The 19,883-nt window shown below is 37.2% G+C and carries 17 protein-coding genes; all 17 read right to left on the reverse strand.

The features are described from left to right. Positions 1-215: 215 nt before the first annotated feature. Positions 216-890 carry an aspartate/glutamate racemase family protein gene (locus B7E07_RS21000; protein ID WP_080848752.1) on the reverse strand — a complete coding sequence of 225 codons (675 nt, stop codon included), beginning with the start codon at positions 888-890 and terminating at the stop codon, positions 216-218. A gap of 65 nt (positions 891-955) precedes the next feature. Then, positions 956-1,540 (reverse strand): class II aldolase/adducin family protein, encoded by a 585-nt coding sequence (locus B7E07_RS23985; protein ID WP_218970446.1) that lies wholly within the window; start codon positions 1,538-1,540, stop codon positions 956-958. A gap of 18 nt (positions 1,541-1,558) precedes the next feature. After that, a complete protein-coding gene (gene otnK, locus B7E07_RS21005; RefSeq protein WP_218970447.1) occupies positions 1,559-2,791 on the reverse strand; it encodes a 3-oxo-tetronate kinase in 1,233 nt (410 codons plus the stop codon). Positions 2,792-2,919: 128 nt separating this feature from the next. Continuing rightward, entirely contained in the window at positions 2,920-3,825 is a 906-nt protein-coding gene (locus tag B7E07_RS21010; RefSeq protein ID WP_176215260.1) for an NAD(P)-dependent oxidoreductase, read from the reverse strand. Between the two features lie 86 nt (positions 3,826-3,911). Further along, positions 3,912-4,568: an aspartate/glutamate racemase family protein gene (locus B7E07_RS21015; protein ID WP_080848754.1), complete on the reverse strand. Its 657-nt coding sequence runs from the start codon at positions 4,566-4,568 to the stop codon at positions 3,912-3,914. Positions 4,569-4,596: 28 nt separating this feature from the next. Then, on the reverse strand, positions 4,597-5,277 hold the full coding sequence (locus B7E07_RS21020) for a FadR/GntR family transcriptional regulator (RefSeq protein WP_080848755.1): 681 nt from the start codon (positions 5,275-5,277) through the stop codon (positions 4,597-4,599). Between the two features lie 106 nt (positions 5,278-5,383). Next, a complete protein-coding gene (locus B7E07_RS21025; RefSeq protein ID WP_080848756.1) occupies positions 5,384-6,868 on the reverse strand; it encodes a tripartite tricarboxylate transporter permease in 1,485 nt (494 codons plus the stop codon). A 33-nt stretch (positions 6,869-6,901) separates the two neighbouring features. After that, positions 6,902-7,345, reverse strand: coding sequence for a tripartite tricarboxylate transporter TctB family protein (locus tag B7E07_RS21030; protein ID WP_257391561.1), 444 nt, complete (start codon positions 7,343-7,345; stop codon positions 6,902-6,904). Positions 7,346-7,409: 64 nt separating this feature from the next. Then, positions 7,410-8,414 carry a tripartite tricarboxylate transporter substrate binding protein gene (locus tag B7E07_RS21035; RefSeq protein WP_080848758.1) on the reverse strand — a complete coding sequence of 335 codons (1,005 nt, stop codon included), beginning with the start codon at positions 8,412-8,414 and terminating at the stop codon, positions 7,410-7,412. Between the two features lie 587 nt (positions 8,415-9,001). After that, on the reverse strand, positions 9,002-10,426 hold the full coding sequence (locus B7E07_RS21040; protein ID WP_080848759.1) for an aldehyde dehydrogenase family protein: 1,425 nt from the start codon (positions 10,424-10,426) through the stop codon (positions 9,002-9,004). 13 nt (positions 10,427-10,439) lie between these two features. Further along, on the reverse strand, positions 10,440-11,642 hold the full coding sequence (locus B7E07_RS21045) for an iron-containing alcohol dehydrogenase (protein WP_080848760.1): 1,203 nt from the start codon (positions 11,640-11,642) through the stop codon (positions 10,440-10,442). Positions 11,643-11,669: 27 nt separating this feature from the next. Next, on the reverse strand, positions 11,670-12,440 hold the full coding sequence (locus B7E07_RS21050; protein ID WP_080848761.1) for an SDR family NAD(P)-dependent oxidoreductase: 771 nt from the start codon (positions 12,438-12,440) through the stop codon (positions 11,670-11,672). Positions 12,441-12,492: 52 nt separating this feature from the next. Further along, positions 12,493-13,491, reverse strand: a complete 999-nt coding sequence (locus B7E07_RS21055; RefSeq protein ID WP_080848762.1) for a LacI family DNA-binding transcriptional regulator — start codon at positions 13,489-13,491, stop codon at positions 12,493-12,495. A 409-nt stretch (positions 13,492-13,900) separates the two neighbouring features. Then, a complete protein-coding gene (locus tag B7E07_RS21060) occupies positions 13,901-14,668 on the reverse strand; it encodes an ABC transporter ATP-binding protein (protein ID WP_080848763.1) in 768 nt (255 codons plus the stop codon). A 594-nt stretch (positions 14,669-15,262) separates the two neighbouring features. Next, entirely contained in the window at positions 15,263-17,620 is a 2,358-nt protein-coding gene (locus B7E07_RS21065; protein ID WP_080848764.1) for an ABC transporter permease, read from the reverse strand. A gap of 347 nt (positions 17,621-17,967) precedes the next feature. Then, positions 17,968-18,534, reverse strand: a complete 567-nt coding sequence (locus tag B7E07_RS21070) for a Uma2 family endonuclease (protein WP_080848765.1) — start codon at positions 18,532-18,534, stop codon at positions 17,968-17,970. Positions 18,535-18,709: 175 nt separating this feature from the next. Next, complete coding sequence (locus B7E07_RS21075; RefSeq protein ID WP_080848766.1) at positions 18,710-19,561, reverse strand: DegV family protein; 852 nt, start codon at positions 19,559-19,561, stop codon at positions 18,710-18,712. Positions 19,562-19,883: the final 322 nt, after the last annotated feature.

Below are 19,883 nucleotides of genomic sequence, written 5' to 3' on the forward strand. Positions count from 1 at the left end.
ACAGGAGTCGAGGGTCCTCCGCTCCATTTCACTCATGATAATAAAATATATTTTTAATCATATATAAAAAAACCGAATGATTAGAAAGATAACTTCCTAACCATTCGGTTCTATGAGTGTGTTAAATCTTATGTCCCAGTCTCTCTCATTTGCCACATTTAATTTAACAAGGAGAAAAATTGTAGGTTAATTCATACACATAGAAGCGCAGTAAATCATCTGCTAAGTTCTATTCTTTTTTCAGCAAGCTCAACAATTGCATTCGCACTTACTTCTGGACCCGTTAAAATAGGTGTTGTTCCTTTTTTATAAGTATCTAGTGCACGAGCCATCGAATATTGGGCCAACAGAATGACATCCGAGCTCTGAGACAGTTTGTCAATTGCTTCATGAATTAATTCATCATGCTTTGCTTGGTTTCCTCTTTGCAAGGCTTGGAAAGCTTCAGTGATTACAATTGTATCTACCTCTATTTTTTTCCCTTGTTCATCTGCAGTTTGATAGAGAAGATTCGTTGTAGTAGGTCCCGCCTTGCCTACGGTTGCGATTACCCCAACATTACCGCCAATTTTTACTGCTTCATTAAGCATACTTTCATCCGAACTTAATACAGGAACTTTAAATAAATGCTTAAACTCAGCCACATATGGTGAAAATGATGAACACGTTAATAATATGGCATCTGCACCAGCGTCTTCTGCTTTTGAAGCAATATCGATTAATCTCCGTGTCATACTGTGTGTAATCTGATTTGTTTCATTTAATTCCCAAATTAGTCCTTCATCCATAACGTTAATTAAATCAACTGATGGATGAAGTGTCCTAAACGCATGTAAAATGGGATCTACAGAATTCATAGTGGCATGTACAAGACCGATCCTTTTAGTCATTTCAATCTCCTCCCAATAAATAATCTGCATAATGTATTAATAAGTTCATTTCTCTTCAGCTCTTGCTATAATCTATTTCGTAACTCCCAGGCAATTTGTGCACTCTCTTCCAATTCCTCTAATGAAAAAAATGCTTCCATTATATTATTTCCTGGCACCACTGGTCCATGCTGTGCTAAAAGCCACCCATCACTCTTTGTTACACGCTTATCAAATTCAACAAACAGTTCCTTACTCCCCGGTTTTTCATAAGGGACCAGACTGACTGTTCCTAACTTCATTTTCAAATAGGGGGTATGATCTGGAATACAATCATATTCCTGTAATCCTGGTACAAAACTCCACAGTACACTGTATGTACTGTGAACATGGACGACAGCCCCTACTTCAGGTTTTGCCTTATAAATGGATAGGTGCATTGGCAATTCTTTACTTGGTTTTAATTCATCTATCTGATTTCCTTCCAAATCAATGACAGCAAACTCATCTCGTTTCAGCGTTCCAAAACATGTTCCGGTCGCAGTAATATAAATCTTATCCTCATGCTTAAAGCTTAGATTTGCAATACTGCCGCTTGCTTTTCCACGATTAAAGAGGCTATGAGCAACCCATATTGAATCATCGAACTTTTGATCTAATGTCTTATTCAACGTAACCCCTTCCTTCTCCTAAGTTTTCGACAGTGCTTGTAAGAAAAAATTACTGTCGCCAAAATTACCGCTTTTTAAAACCAAACGAACTCTAGTATCCTGTGTAGGAATCATAATAGGAACTCCAGGTGCAATACTGGCACCTATATGATAGCTGCTATATCCAAGTTTTTTCGTTACTGCACCGCTAGTTTCTCCTCCAGCAACAATAATTCTGTGATAGCCCGCTGCTACTGCACGTGCTGCAAGCTCTGCAGTTGTATTCTCTAATAAACCTGCAACTTCTTCTTTACCCTTCTCCTGGGTCTTCTTTATATTTTCTGCAGTATCACTGCTATAAATGAGAATTGCTCCTTTAGTGTTTTCGATCATATTCCAAATGGTATCAACCGTTTCATCACCTGACAATATCCTAAGCGGGTCAATAAAATAGCTGTCTCCACCAGATTGTTGGAAAGCTTCAATTTGTTTTCTTGTTGTTTCACTACAACTTCCTGATAAAATCAAGGCCTTAGAATCAGAACGTCCAAATCCCTCTTTTTTCTTGTCTTGTTTAAACGTTCTAGCCAAAGGTTCCGCCAAGCCGCTGCCTCCTGTTAATAGAGGGAGATCCCCAAACAACTCAACAATTTTTTCTGCATCGCCTTCATCTTCATAATCCGGTATAAGGTAAAATGGTGTTGAATTATTTTCAGTTTTAATTTTTTTAATGAATTCAGCTGTGTCTTCTTTTGTTAGATCATTTGGTAATTTTACACTCTTAAAATTACTTTGAGGCTCCATTAATTGGACTAAGTCATAATCCCACATTGGTGTTAGTGGGTGATCCTTCATGGAACTCTCGTGCAAGGGAACTCCATGAACATATAAACAACCATCTTTTACAATACGGCCATTTACTGGAAGTGCAGGGCATATAATCGTGTAAGGAACACCAATTTCCTCCATTACCGCATCATTTATTGGTCCAATATTCCCCTCTGGTGTAGAATCAAATGTCGAACAGTATTTTACATAAAACTGTTTTGCTCCATGTTCCTTCAGCCACTTTATAGCCTCGAGAGAATCCTTTACCGCATCAATCGTATTTTGCGTACGTGTTTTTAACGCGATAACACATACATCTGCTTGCGGCACGCTTTGATTACTAGGTACTCCGTTATATAAAATAGTGCTAAGTCCTCCTTTTGCAAAAAAGGAAGCGATATCACTACCGCCAGTAAAATCATCTGCAATACACCCAAAGATCACTTTTTTTGCCTCCTATTACATATTGACTTAGAGTCCCTCATGGAAAGACTAAGCTATATTGTTAATAAGTCGTTTAAGCTTACTATGATATAGCAGGGGAATATTTCCCCTGCTGGCTGCTGGTCAGCTTATTTAAATCCTTCTTTACGCACTTTTACATCTAGCATATCTTCATAAAACTTAATCATGGCTTGCTTATAGTCATCTCGGTGTCCACTCTGCAGTGCCAGCTGGTATGATTGCATTGTTCCATTTAAAGTTGGCAGCGGGATTTCAGATTTAACTAATACTTCATACATACTTTCCATATCCTTATATGCTCTTCCAAGTGAAAATCCATGTTCAAAATTGCCTTCTAAAACCTTAGGGATTAAAGTCTTTGATGCAAAACTTGATCCAGTAGCTGTCATCAATACATCACCTAGTTTTTCTGGATCTAATCCGAGCTTAACTCCTACTGGCAGTAACTCACTAAAGCTTGCCACACAGATATTTAGAGCACAGTTATTAATCATTTTAGTTAATTGTCCAGCCCCGTTCTCACCCATGTACAGAACCTGCGAACCCATTCTATCGAGCATTGGTTTAATTGTATTAAATACTTCTTCGTTGCCTCCGCACATAATGCTAAGTGTTCCATCCATACTTTTTGCCTGTTGCCCTGAAATTGGGCAATCAAGAAACTCAATTCCAGCTTCATTACATTTTGCTGCAATTTCTGTAGCACCTAAATAACTAATCGTACTAAAGTCAACAATTGTCTGACCAGATTTTAAATGTTTAAGAAGCCCATTCTCCCCTAACACAACCGCCTTAACGATTTCTAAGTTTGGGAGACATAAGAAAATATAATCACTATCAAATGTATCTTCAATTTTAGTAGTTGTTTTTAATCCCTTTTCCTTAAATTGCTCTAGTGCACTTTCATTTGCATCGCATGCAAGAAATTCATAGTGACCTTCACTTTCACCTTTTCCTAGATTTAATGCCATACCTGCTCCCATTACTCCTAAGCCAACATAACTTACTTTCATTGCAAATCGCTCCTTTAAGATCATATAATTTTTATGTTTTAAGATTGCTAGAAATGAATCTGCTAATATAGAAACTAAAATACTTTTTAATTCTTTACTGCCATTTTTAAAACTTCATTTACTGCTTCTTTGGGACTTGTTAAAACTGGAAGTCCTAATTCCTTCGCTTGTGTTTCAGCGGATGCCTGGGTAATCTGTGCAAGTATAATTACTTCACAGCCTCTATCTCTCAATTGTTCTGCAGCAAGGGTGTTGAGACGATTATGCTCTTCCTCATTGCCTGCTTTAAGCTCTGTCATAGCCTGAGTGTTAATTTCAATATCCACCTCAATTTTCTTACCAAGTTCCTCAGCAATCTTCTCCAATTGAGCTTTTGTTGCTGGTCCTGAAGGTGCATTCGTTGCGACCACACCAATCTTATGATAGTTATTTACTGCCAATTCAAGCATCGGGCGATCAACTGCAATAACGGGTATAGTAACAAATGGCTTCACTACATCTACAATCGGAGTCAATACAGTACAAGCAACTATTATCGCATCTACTCCTGCTTCTTGAGCAGTCATTGCCATATTGACAAAATCCCTGTGTACTTTATCATCTATCCCTTTTATTTGGTTAGCATAGTACTGAATATGTTCATCAACAAAGTTAAATACAATCACATCTGGAGCTAATGCTTTAAATGCACCATTCAACGGTGGTACAGCATTACAGGTAGCATGAATAACACCAATTTTCATTTATATATCTCCCCAATATTTTTTATCATTACTTGTAGCTAGTTGAAGCAGCCCCCGCTAATTCATACATAGCTAATTCACTATTCGATTGTAAATGAGACTCCATAAGCATTTTGGCATTTTGTGGATCTCTATTAGCAATCGCATTTGCAATCATTTGATGGTAATGAACAGCCTTTTCTACCATGTCAGGCCTTCTTGTATAAGCACGCATACGTTTTAATTCCTCTTGTAAGTTTTCATATACTTTTAAGGCATATTCGTTATGCGTTGCTTCTACAATCAAACGGTGAAAGCGCAAATCCTCACTAGTTGTGACTTGATTATTTTCAGCCATTACACGCATGATTTCTGCTGACTCAATAATTAGATCGATCTCATTTTTATATGCTTCCCTTGCTGCTAAAGCTGCAAATGCGGGTTCTATGATTGTACGAAATTCTGTAATCCTTAGTAACTCCATAAAAGATGATCGGTTCGCAAATTGTTTATTGCTGTTATACGTAACGAATGTACCTCGTCCCTGTTGAATCGCAATATAACCTTTAGATTCTAAAGCTCGATAGACTTCCCGCACTGTAGAGTTTGCTACATTATATTGCGTTGAAAGCTCATTCATACTAGGGAGTCTCATACCGTTCTTCCATTCTTCACTTTCAATCTTTGTTTCCACTTCACTGAGAAGCTCGTGGTATTGGACCTTAGACATGTAATACCTCCATAAATGGCTTATCCTTAAAATTCATCAGATGAATTTTATTATTTTTTTGGTCAAGTATCTTAGTAATACTTGACCATGCTCTTAATATAGTATTCTACCTTTTAAATAACAGCCTAAGCTTACTAAATAATGGTGTTGATTGAAGAACAGTAAATAAAGCAACGATTAATAAAACAACAGCTAATGGACTTGAAAGGAAAATCATCCAGTCCCCTCCGCCAATCTTTAATGATTGGTGCATGCTAGTGTCTAACATAGCTCCGAGGATTAAACCAACGACCATTGGTGCTACTGGGATTTTCATTTTATCCATAAAATAACCAAGAATACCAAATCCGAACATAATCATGACATCTACAATACTATTATTTACAGCAAAGGTTCCGATCACACACAGCAAAATGATAATAGGAGCCAGCACCTTTGGCGGAACTTTTGTAACCTTAACCGCAACTCTTGTATACAAGAGTCCTAAGATAAATAAGAAGAAACAAGATACTAAGATTGCCCAAAGTAATGTGTATGCAACATCCGCATGTTCCGTCATTAATGTTGGACCTGGCATGATGCCATGAATCATAAGACCACCTAGAAGAACCGCAGTAGATGAACTTCCTGGAACTCCTAACGTAATGGTTGGTACTAAAGCTCCGCCAACAACAGCATTATTTGCAGACTCAGGAGCAGCCACTCCTTCTCCATACCCAGTCCCAAACTTCTCTTTATGTTTAGAAAACCTTTTAGCTTCATTGTAACTAAACCAACTCGCTGTATCCCCTCCAGTTCCAGGAATCAATCCGGTGAAGACACCTATAACACTGGATCTGAGCAGAGTCATTCTATACTGAAAAACTTCTTTCCAAGACGGCAGTATTTTATCCTTTATCTCTGTTACTTTCACTTCTTTTTGATCTCTTTCAATTAATTTTATAGCTTGTGGAATTGAAAAGAGACCAATTAAGGCAACTACAAAGGAAATTCCATCAAATAAATAAATACTGCCAAATGTAAATCGTGGAGTACCCGTTATGGCGTCCATTCCAATTAAAGAAATTAACAATCCTAATGTACCTGACAATAACCCTTTAACAACAGAACCAGCAGAAAGTGATGATATTATTGTTATTCCTAGTACAGCAATTGCGAATAATTCAACTGCCCCAATTTTAAGCGCTACCTCTCCTAAAAATGGTGCAATAGTTAATAGAACTATTGCGCCGATAATACCACCAATAAAGGAAGCAACAAGTGATATACCCAGCGCTTTACCAGGTTGACCATTTTTCGTCATTGGATAGCCATCCAACACCGTCGCAGCAGCGGCAGGTGTACCCGGTGTATTGATTAAAATAGCCAGAATAGATCCCCCGTATGAAGCACCCATATATAATGATGCCAGCATGGCAATCCCCGTTGCGGGATCCATACCATAAGTGAGCGGAAGTAAGATTGCAATACCCATGGTAGCTGATAGTCCTGGCATAGAGCCGATGAATATACCAAGTGTCATACCGATTGCGATGAATAATAAGTTACTGAATGATAATACATTCAGCAAACCGGACATAATTTCTTCCATCCAATTCTCCCCCCTGAAAAGAATTTACATTTCTTAAAAGAAAATGCCTCTTGGGACAGGTACATTTAGGAAAATACTAAACAACCCATAGATAAAGGCAGTAAAAGCAATTGATAGAATAATTGCGACAACCACTTTCGTAGCTTTGAAATAAACTAATGCTGCAAATGTAAATAGAGGTGTCAAGATGAAGTAACCAATAATGTCCATAAGGAAAATATATAACGCAATCAGTGCCACAAAGATCACTACGCGTTTCACATTAATCTTCTCAGGCCTTTCTTCACCTTCCGTACTACCTGTATCCTTGCTTTTTTTCAATGCCTCAACAAACATCAGAATCCCTAAAATAGCGATAATAATGATTAAAATCTGCGGTAATCTTGCCGCTGTGGCTGGGAGGTCTAATGATTCTAGAAAGAATACTACACACAATGTTAAGACTAATCCCGTTGCAATTGCGTGTTTAACAACCATTGACAATTAAAATACCCCCTTTAAATTAGGAAGAAGAGGAAAATCTCTTCTTCCTGCTTTATTGTTACTGTTGATATTCATCCTTTACTTCATCCCAAATTTGCTGCGATAATTCCTCATCTTCTTTTAGAAAATTAGCATAATCCTCACCAATTTTAAGATCCATTGGCAATGCTGAACTTTCTAATCCCGCCTTGAAATCAGAGTCATTTTCTAATTGCTTAAATGCATCAAGTAATTTTTGTTTTATTTCCTCTGGTAATCCTTTCGGTGCACTATATCCACGGGAAGAACCTGAGACAACATCCACGCCTAATTCTTTGGCTGTTGGAACATCTGGTAATAACTCCATTCTCTCTTCACTAAATACAGCTAGAGCCTTTAAATTACCAGCTTCAACCTGGGAATATACAACTCCAAGATTATTAAAGTTAACCTCTACATCTCCTCCAGCTGCAGCCTGCCATGCTGGTCCGTCACCTTCATACGGGATCAATTCAAGTTGGAGTCCTGTTTCATTCATATATTTTAATAGAGTAAAGAAGTCATCTCCTCCAACACCGGAGTGAGAAACATTTAAGCCACCAGGATTTTCCTCGAGATGTTTTGCTAAGTCTTCATACGTATTGAATTCACTATCTGCAGGAACAACAATAATTCCAGGGTCAGTTACGATATTTGCGATTGGTTCAAAATCTTCTAATGTATAACCTATTTCAGAGTTCATAATATAGTTTGTCATAAGCATTGGAGCATTTGTAATACTGATGGTATAGCCATCTGCATCTCCTTTTTGAGCTAACCTAGTCCACCCAATTGCTCCTGCAGCTCCTGGAACATATTCATTTGTAAACGTAGTATCAAGAAGTTCATTTAAATAGGGTTGAGTTAGTTGAGCTAACTGATCACTTCCTCCTCCTGGATTAAACCCTTGAATAACAGTAATTGGTTTACTTGGATAATCTGGGTCAGCCTCACCGCTAGATTGACCAGAACAAGCTGCTAAACCAAATATTAGGACGAATAAAACCAGTGATAAAGAAACTTTTCTAAATTTAGAGTTAATCATTATTTTCCTCCCCTTATATCCGTATTTCTCCGTTAATATAGTAAGCGTTTTCAAATCAATTTTAAAAAAAAATGAAAAGCAATTTTTATAAATTGTTCAACAATAGTCTCTTTATAGTCCCACAGTAAAGACTATAGATAGACTCCAATAATTAGTTTACATCCCTCCTTTTAATTTATGAAACTCTTATTTTGTAATAAAATTACATTTTTTCCACCTCGTTTGAAATCGATTTCAAATCAATGAAAAAAAATATAAATTTTTAAATATTATATTTTCACCATGTTAACGTTAAAAAATGAGTATGTAAAAATATAATATTTCGTTATTTCAAAATATACATCATATGTTTCCCTAAGTCAACAGATGTTTTGTAATTTGCTGAACTTTTTAATTAACAGAATACTGGAAGCCTTTTCAACGGAGGCTTTTACTTAGAAACAGCTATAATTTATTTTATAGCTGTTTCTAAACCTTTAATAAAAATCTATTTTGATTGAAGGTGCAAGACTCCTGTGGGAGAAGCGGGACAGATAAGACACCGCAGGAGCTTAAGCGATGAAGATTAATCTTAAAAAACAAATAACTTATGATGTAAAAGAGACAAATTTCAACTCAGTCATTTCTTCTGTAGAATATTTAATCCCTTCTTTGCCCAGACCACTATTCTTAACTCCACCATAAGGCATGTGATCTACTCTAAAGGTTGGGACATCATTTACATTAATCCCACCAGATTCAAGTTCTCTTGCAGCTTTAAGTGCGGTTTGAATTGAATCGGTGAATATGCCTGCTTGTAGACCAAACTGAGAATCGTTTGCCTCTTTAATCGCTTCATTAATATCTTTAATAGGATTAACGAATACTATTGGTGCAAATGCCTCTAGCGTACATAAGGATGTTTGACGAGGTACATTTTTTAAAATTGTAGGCAGTAATGTTTCAGGGTTATACAACTCCCCACCTAAGACCTTTGTTGCTCCTTTACTTACTGCTTCATCAATCCAGGTAGTAACTCTTGTTACTTCTTTTGTATGGATTAAAGCTGATATATCTGTCTTTTCATCTTGTGGGTTACCAATGACCAGTGATTGAGCAGCGGATGCAAATTTCTCAAGGAATTCATCAAATATATCCTCATGTGCATAGATTCTTTGGACAGAAATACATACTTGACCAGAATAAGCAAAGGATCCTTGTATACATTTATTAACTGCTCTATCTAAATCTTGTACTTTATCTATAATAACTGGTGCATTTGATCCCAATTCTAATGTTACTCTTTTTAAACCAGCGAGTTCCTTAATTCGCTTGCCCACTTCTAAACTTCCTGTAAAAGTGACCATTTTAACTCTATTATCTGAGACGAGTAAATCACCAATAACTCCTCCACTGCCTGTTAGAACATTGAGAACACCTTTTGGCAAGCCAGCGCGTTCAAAAAGTTCAGCAATATATAAGGCACTTAATGGTGTTTGACTAGCAGGTTTTAATACAATTGTATTCCCTGCAGCGATCGCCGGTCCCAGTTTATGAGCAGCAAGGTTAAACGGGAAATTAAAAGGAGTAATGGCCGCAATGACTCCTAACGGTTCCCGAATCGTAAATCCGAATTTGTCCTCGGCCCCTTTAGCAGCATCCATTGGAATCGTCTCTCCAAATAATTGTTTTGCTTCTTCTGCTGCAAAGCGGTATGTTTGCGCTGTTCTACTTATTTCTACCCTAGCTGCTTTAATCGGCTTGGCATTTTCCAATGTTAGAATTTTAGCTGCTTCTTCGAGGTTTTCTTCTAATAGAGCAGAAACCTTTAGTAAAATATCTGCTCGCTTATGAGCAGGCATTTTTTTCATAATAGAAGCGCTTTCATGCGCGGCATTGATCGCTTCTTCCACGTGACTTTTATCTGCTAATGGTACATTAGCTATTACTTCCTGACTATAAGGTGACTTCAGCTCATAATATTCATTTGCTTCAACCCAATTACCATTAATATATAGATTCTTTTTATCCATGTTCAGCCTCCTATTACAGCACTTTGTGATATGCATTTTTGTAAATTTCAAGGATCGATTTGACAGACAATGAATAAGGAGTATTATCTAACAAACGACTAACTTTAGATGCTTCTATTGCTAAATTTTCTAAATCACTTTCATCTACATCCAATTCTTTTAAACTGGCAGGTAAGTTTAAATCTGCTAATAATCTGCATAGATAATCAGTGACCGCATTCAATGCTTGATGTGGTCGTTCACTGAAATCACCTAAGGATAAGAAATTTGCAATCTCGACCATCTCTTTGTTACAGGTTTTTCCCGTTACATTAAACACATATGGAAGCAGCAATGCATTAGCTACACCATGAGGTATATGATATTTTCCGCCTAAAGGATATGCCAAAGCATGAACTGCACCTACCCCTGCATTTGCAAGCGAAACACCGGCTAAAAAACTAACCCAACTCATTTCCTCTCTAGCATCCAGATCACTGCCATTGAAAACCACTTTAGTAATATTACTTGAGAACCGCTTCATCGCTTCTTCTGCATATATTTTTGTTAAAGGAGTAGCTTTTTTAGAAACATAAGATTCTATAGCATGCGTAAAAGCGTCTACTCCAGAAGCAGCACTTACCATAGGCGGACAGCTTATCGTAAGAACTGGATCAATAATCGCAGTATCCGGTAAGTAATAAGGACTAACGATCCCTCTTTTAATATTGTTTTTACGATCTCCAAATATAGCATTCATTGTTACTTCAGATCCCGTACCTGAAGTGGTAGGAATTAAAATGCATCGTATCCCTCTTGTTTCTGGAATTGCTTCTCCAGCCAGTATTTTTTCAACCAGAATTGAGTCCTTGTCTGCTAAAGCTGCAGAAGCTTTTGCTACATCAAGTGCACTTCCACCACCTAAACCTAGAACCAGATCTGCATGATGTTCCTTAATAAAAGTAATTGCTTCACTGACTGTATCAAAATCTGGTTCGCCCTCTATATTTGTAAATGTTTTAATAGGTATATTATGAATACTCAATTCATTCATTACATCCTCTACTACTTTTGCCTTTTCTAATCCCTTATCACTGATAAAAATGATTTGACTAGGTTTGATATTTCTAATTTCTTCATGAATCGTAAAAAAAGAATTTCGGCCAATTTTTACATTCCCAGGCATTCTAAAATCATGTATATTAGTTGCTGTTTTGTAATTCAGTGTACCAATCATATTAGTTCCTCCTATTAATCAATTTAATTACCAAACTGTCCAACCACCATCTACCATAATGGTATGGCCTGTAACCATATCAGAAGCTGAAGAAGACAAGTATATGATTGCTCCAAATAAATCTTCTGTTTTTCCTAATCTTCCAAGTGGAATTCTATTTAGTACATCTTCTAAAAATGCTTTATCTTCAAACATTGGTTTTGTCATTGGCGTCTCAATAAACGTTGGGGCTATAGAATTAACTTTTATATTATATTTTGACCAATCTATTGCTAAACTCCGAGTTAGTTGTAGTAATCCGCCTTTACTCGAACTATAGGCTGTTCTTTTATAATATCCGACAAAAGCCATCTGCGAAGACATGTTGATGATCTTACCTTCACGGCTGGGAATCATATATTTGGCTACATTCTTGCATAAAAAGAAAACACTTTTTAAGTTGATGTCTAAAACTTTATCCCAATCCTCTTCTGTGACTTCCATGGCCGATTTAGGAATATTAATTCCAGCATTATTAACTAAAATATCAATTCTTCCAAAGTAGTTATAAATCTCCTCAACTTTTCCCGCCATGCCATCCACGTCTAATAAATCCATAGGAACACTTAAAGCTTTTTTGCCTGTCTGATTAATTTCCTTCGCAACTTCGTTTAATTCATGTTCATTCCGAGCAATCAATGCAACATGTGCACCTGCTTTAGCAAGTGCGATTGCCACTTCTTTTCCAATCCCTTTACTCGCGCCAGTAACAATAGCAACTTTGCCATCTAATCCAAATAATTCTTGAATAAATCCCATTATCTATCCCTACCTTTTTGTTTATCTTTTTATTAAAAAACACCGGAATTTATTAGGTAGTTTTTCTGATTATTAATTTTGGAGGTATTAAGACATGTTTAGGAATTTCTTTTTCCTCATCTTCGATTAAATCAATTAACGTATTTAACGAAATTTCGACCATTTTATTTTTCTGCTGAGAAATCGTTGTTAAGCTAATATATGGATTACTGGAAATAGAAATATTATCAAAGCCGATTACCGCTACATCAGCTGGCACTTGGTAATTATTTTTCGAAACAGCATCTAAAACTGTTATAGCGATCTGATCGGTTGCTGCTATAATTGCTGTGGGTCTATCATCTTCATTGAGCACCCTCGATACAAAATTTTGGATACTTTCACTGGTTGGTCTTTCTTTTAAAATAAAACTCTCATTCAATTCCAAACCAAACTCTATAATTGCTTCGCAATATCCTAAATACCGACTATAATATGTAGAATACTCCATCATTCCGCCAATAAAAGCAATTTTAGAATGACCTTTTTGCACTAAATGCCCAATAGCCATTTTCGAAGCTTTCTTATTATCCATGGTCACTGAAAATAGATCTGTTTCTTCAGGCTTTCGGTTAAAATATACAATTGGAATTTTCTCATCAATCATTTCTTCATGTTTTTGATCAAATCTTAGTACCGAACCTACAATAATGCCCGAAACATTTTTATTGGATAAAAACTGCAGCGTATGTTTTAATTCCTCCTCACCATTCGTATCATAGATGAGTACTTCGTAACCCCTTTGCCTTGCTTTACTAATCATTAACTTAGATGTTTCAGAAAAGAATGGATTTGAAATATCATCAACTACTAATCCAAGCGTTTTTGTCTTTTTTGTAATTAAGCTTCTGGCAATCTCATTAGGTTCGAAGTTTAGCTCATTAATAGCTTCTTCAACCTTCATCTTTTTTTCTGGCTTAATAAATGGATAGTTATTCAGCACCCTTGATACAGTTGCTGGTGAAACACCAGCATATTTTGCTACATCTTTAATTGTTACTCTTTTTTTCATTAATTTTGCTAAACCTCCATCTTTTTGAAATCGATTTCAATATATTTTAAAAGTAAAATTAAAATAATGTTTCTATATTTTAGTTTTTTATTATTTTATTTTGAAATCGATTTCAATATAACTTTAATTTTAAAACAAACCATATTAATTGTAAATATTTTAATTTGCTGAAAATAAAATTAAGTCTCTGAACACTTAATTTTTACTGATAATTCGAAAGAAAATTGTAATAACCGCCTGGGAAACTCAAATATTGGATTTGCGGAGGCAATTAAAGAAATAGAAGAAACGTTTAGCCATTGATTAAGCAAATTAATATAAAAATGCCTCACATTTTAAAAGAGAGGCATTTATCATTTGCTAGTGATCTAAAACAATGTCGTGAAAAGAGATGCATATTAACTCAAAATCATAACCCATTCTCCACTAACCAGTTCATAATACTTTCTTCTCTTCTCTTACTATTATCTTCCTGTCCGTCATATTTAGACATTTTCTTTTGAGAAACAATCTTTCCATCTACCATAAACAGGATTCTTTCTGTTTTTGCAGCTACCTTTACATCATGCGTAACGAGCATGATCGTTGTTCCATTTTGATTAATCTCAGCCAGAATGGCCATAATCTCTTCTGTCGATTTGCTGTCTAAGGCTCCGGTCGGTTCGTCTCCAAAAAGGATATCCGGATTATTGATCAATGCCCTGCAGATACCTGCCCTCTGCAGCTGTCCGCCAGAACCTTGTGTAATCGTATGGTCTGCAAGTTTTTCTATTCCTGTCTCCCTCATTAGTTTTTTTGCTTTTTGATTTATTGCATTTTTATCCTCCCCTGTCGAAACAAGTGCAGGAAACATTATGTTGTCAATCAGGGACAAGTTCTTTAATAGGTTAATATCTTGAAAGATAAATCCCATTTTTTTCAGTCGGATCTTTGCCAATTCTTCTTCATTTAGACTGCTGATCTCCCGGCCTTTAAACCTCACCCTGCCAGATGAAATACGATCCATTCCGCTTATATTGTATAACAATGTTGATTTCCCGCTTCCGGATGGTCCCATAACCGACACAAACTCACCTTCTTCTACCTCCAGATTTATATCCTTTAAGATATGAATCTCATTTCCCTTTCCTAACTCTACGGTTTTGGTCATCTCGCTTGCTTCAAGTATGTTGGTCATCTATGATTCCTCCCATGCCATTTTTTCTGTGAGTCCTGAGATAATTGCGGGACCTTCTTTTCTTTTGGTGAGGTTAATTTCTAGATTTTGGATTCCTCGGGGGTGTTTCTCCCCTTTTTGCGACACTATTTTCTAGATTTTGGATTTCGCGGGTGTGTTTCTCCCTTTTCCGCGACACCTTTTTCTAGATTCTGGATTTCAAGTGGGTGTTTCTCCCTTTTCCGCGACACCATTTTCTAGATTCTGGATCCATAGGGGTGTTTCTCTCCTTTTCGTGACACCATTTTCTAGATTCTGGATTCCATAGGGGTGTTTCTCTCTTTTCTGCGACACTAATTTCTAGATTCTGGATTTAACGGGGGTGTTTCTCCCTTTTCCGCAACACCAATTTCTAGTTTCTGGATTTCACAGGGGTGTTTCTCACCTTTTCGCGACACCATTTTCTAGATTCTGGATTCCATAGGGGTGTTTCTCACCTTTCCACGACACCAATTTCCAGTATCTAGATTATAAAGGGGTGCTTCCCCTCTCCTCGTGACCACATCTTCAAAACGCAAAGTGTAAGAGACATACCTCTCCCTTCCCATAGCAATCTCAACTTCTTAAAACAACAGATAAATCACCTTTTACAGCAGCCCTACAGGATACAAATATCGTGAATCCAACAGCTATAAGCAGTGCTAAAGGACAAAGCAGCCAAGTCTGCCATAAAATTTGAACAAATTCAATTCTTGCTGCTCCCATAGAAAACATAGCCAAACTTACAAGAAATTCACCTAGAAAGTCTGAAGCAAGAACACCAATTGTGATCGCCACTATCAGTACCATTAAAGTTCCTGCCATATATTGATGGCGAATTTGCTTCAACGTTAGACCTACACTTCGCATAATGGCAATCTGAGACATATCCTTTGATAAGAGCATTCGAAGGAATAATGCCGTAATGAAAACAGCTATGATAATAGCGATGGAGATTCCGCTGATCACCACGACACCCATCTGATCGATGATATTCCCAAGAGTCTGCTGGGTATATTCTTCGATATCATTTACCTGTGCTGAGCTATAAGCATCTTGGTAGTAGTCCATTTTCTCCTGTATATTCACGCCTTCGGCCAAATCCAGACTCACAATATACCAAAGAACAGCTTCTTCGTTTACTCCGAGACTGCTATGCGCCTTTGCTGTTTTTCCTCCGTTTGTAATATCCTGATAGATCCCCGTAACGGTTAGCGTCTGCTCCTTCCCGCCAGCCTTGACAGTTACTACATCTCCCACTTTCTTGTTTAATCCGTCTTTTTTTGCAGCATTTGCAAATGATAGTGCTATTTCTCCTCCCCTCTCCGGTGCTCTGCCTTCCAAAAATGTTAGTGGAAACAAGGAGAAATCCCCGGTTTCAATATTCATAGTGCTCCAGGAACCATCCGCGTTTTTGACTTGGTAAGAGCTTGTCATATAAGGTGCAAACTTTTCTATATCATGATCATTTTTCAGCTCTTCCTGCAGCTTGATAAAATTTTCTGTAATGGTATCCGTTCTTCGAAGATCGATTCTCACGTCCTGTTTTCCGATCCCCATATAGGTGGAAAACTGAGGTGAATGGATCGTGTGATAAATATTTACAGGGAGTATGATAATAAATGTACATATAATAAAAATAACAAGCAGTAGCCTGTATAACCTGAAGCGCTTCGCTGTATCCCTCAGTCCCATGTAAATATTCGTGCTGAAGAACTTGTTATTTAGCAGCGGAAAACTGTATTTCCGAGTCTTTCCGGACTCCATGATATCTCCACGCAACGCCTCCACTGCCGAGATCTTATCGATTCTTTTCAGTACTGTTTTGCAGTACATCACAATCATAAGATAAACAAGCAATGGAGCTATAAGCGTAAGGATATATTTTAAGCTCCCTGTTAAATCCGAAGAGATATAAAGTCTCATATGACCGTTTAATAGATTTACGACAGCAAAGGAAAGGAGATACCCAGCCAAACCGGCAGCTGCGGAAATGAATCTGTATTTATTAAGATAGACCTTTTGAATATCTTTTTTGGCTAGCCCCATGGCTTTCATAACACCGATTTCTCTTATATCCTCATCAATCGTTGCCAGAAATGTAAGCCGGATGCAGAGTGAAGCTATCACAATAAGAAGAATACTGATCAATATAATGACAAGCGCGACAATCATATCCGACATGGCATTAAACAACATAAAGATCTTTCCTTCAATGATCGGACCGTTTGCCGGAAGGCCAGCCTCTTGATAGGCATTCTGAATAGCATCAGAATTACCAGTTTCATTCAGCTTAAATTCAATCAAAAATTCCAGTTCCCCAGCCTGCATTTTCAGCATTTCATTATAGTCATCCTGATAAATCACAAATCTTTTCGAAGAAGTAAGAGGAGAGTTCATCTCAAAATCCCTTGCATAATCTGAAATGACAAACTCCTGCTCATACCCGCCGTTTTTCACTGCAATATGATCACCAATTTCTAAATCATATTGTTCCATAAAATAGATCGGAACAGCTGCAGAACCTTGCTTTACATCCAGCTTTTCATTATCAAGATCCAAGATAAAATCAAAGTGCTTATTTTGCACCACAAAAGAAATATCCTGTATCGTTCCAGCCATTGTTTGATTTTGACCGAAATGAATATTACTTCCATCAATATTCTGAAGCACCATAGTTTCCTGCATTGCAATATGGTCACGATATTTTTCAGTGAATCGATCGATCTCCGCCTGATCATAATCCCCGGCATGCATCACCGTAATGTCAGCTGGCACTGCTCGTTCCTGAAAACTTGAAATCCCCTGAATCAAATTGGCAATGTTATTAGTTGCACTGGCTGCCAAAATAACAGCCATTGTAATAAATAAGAAGACGGTGATCGTGACCAGCTTATTCCGGTTGAAATCGTTCATAATCATTTTTAGAAACATTAACTTTTCTCCCTCCTTCACCTTTGTCTGGATTCGAGCTTTCACCTTCAACACTTTTTCTTCTAACTGCTCTCTTAGGTTCCATGATGATAATTCATTATGCTGTAGTAATCATACAAAATGGTATTTATTGGGTACAGGTGTTTAAGACTGATTGTTTACTACGTCTTAAGCTGTATTTCCCCGTAAGAGGTGAGAAAAATAATTGAAAAGGAGGGAGTGAAGCATAAGAGGAACTATTATGTAAAAATGCTCATCCTTTTGCTTACTAAAAGCAAAAGGATGAGCATTTATTTTGTGTGGCAGGTATAGGCTTCAATTCAAACTATAAAGGATCCCACTATAGGTTAATCCTTAAAAACTCCCTCGATATCAACCCAAAAACCTTCAATCAATCTTGAAGAAACTTTACCTGTATCTTTTTGCATATCATGCTGTTCATACATATGTTCATCGTTGAGGGCGTATACTGTTACGGCTTTCAACATTGGATTGACAATCCAATACTCTTTAACACCATAATCCATATAAAGATTTAACTTTGTAATAAGGTCATGTGATTGATTGGAAGGGCTTAAGATTTCAACGATTAAGTTTGGAACACCAACATATCTGGCATCTGTAAAACCACTCTTATCACCAATGATACTGATATCTGGGATAACAATTTTGGTTCCCTTCACTTTCTCATTTTTTAATTCAATATCACAGGGAGCATGAAATAATTCACAAGGGGTATCTTCAATAAAATTTCCAAATTTGTTCTCAAGCTTTCTGGATATACGTTGATGTTTTGTCGATGGTGATGGTGACATATAAACATACCCATCAATATATTCTAGCAGCGCATCAGAGTTTTCACGAATTTGAAAATATTCATCAACTGACATGGGATCAGTACGGTATGGATCCATTTCACCTACCCCTTTTCACAGTAATTGCTAATTCTATTTTACCATGGTTTATTTCATGCTACTTGTTTTCTAACATCATAGGTAATACCGAATTATAATAAAGCAGGGAGACCACTCGGCTTCTCCCTTTCAAACCGTACGTACCTTATTAAGGCATATCCCCCTATTCCCCTTACTATTGCTCTAATCCAGCTACCCCGAAGCCCCCAGCTCCGGAATGAGTCGAAATCATACCGCCCGCTTGAATCCATCTTATATTGTGGAATCCATTTTCTTTCGCCAGCTCATCCATCCGCTGCATAATCCCTTCATCAAGCCCTATTGAATAAATTAAATAAAGCTGCTTTCTATCAATGTTGAAATTAGTTAAGTAATCACTCAAGAGTTTTTCAGCAGCTCCACTCATTTTCCCGCGGTACTTTTTGGTCGATATAAGCTTCCCATCCTTTAACTCTATGCATGGCTTTATTTTTAACAGAGTTCCAATCAGAGAAGCCATATTACTTACTCGCCCTCCCGCTTTCAGGAACTCAAGACTGCCTGGAATGAAAGCCAGCCTTGATTTAGGAACAATTCCCTCAATTTTTTCAACTAAATGCTGGGGATCTATGTACGGATCTTTTTCTAACAACTCAGCGGCATACAGCACAATCGCCGCTAATCCTCCAGTAACGTTCAGAGCATCAATCAGAAAAATGTCTTCAAATTCTTCTTCAGCAATGACAGCATTTTGAAAAGAAGAAGAAGCTTTTGATGTATAACCAATATGTACAATGATGCAATCTGGGAACTTCCTTCTTATATTTGTAAAGAACTCCTGATACTCATGAGCATTTGTGGAGGTAGTAGAAGGTATCTTCTTCGTACGTCCGTAGTAGTCATAAATCTCCTGGACCGGCAGATCACCATCTAAATAATCTGTTCCATCCATAATGATGTGCATTGGAACGACTTGAATATCGTACTTTTCAGCTAAATCACCAGGTATGTCGGCACCGCTTTCGGTCGATAAGATGATTCTTCGCATTCTATTTCCTCCTTGGTTATCGTAAGGTCCGCGTTCACTTTTCCTGTATGTTTTAATTATACACGAGATGGTTCTAGTCCTTCCTGCTGCTCTTTGATTTACTAAAAAAATCCTCTTATTCTAGTGAACCTTCTTTACCAATGCTAGGACAATGAACTACACTGCTGTATAATAATTCTTTTCTCAGAGACGGAAAACACAAGGAAACCTTCTCCTTGCTTCCATCATTACTACAAAACTCCCCAAGTAAAGTCTGTTTTAAACGTCTATCATCCATGAACCTGAAAGGCATATTTCCCAACATAAAAAGACTACCTCCTAA

It is taken from the genome of Cytobacillus gottheilii, from assembly GCF_900166665.1.
In the GTDB taxonomy this organism is placed as follows: Bacteria; Bacillota; Bacilli; order Bacillales; family Cytobacillaceae; genus Cytobacillus; species Cytobacillus gottheilii_A.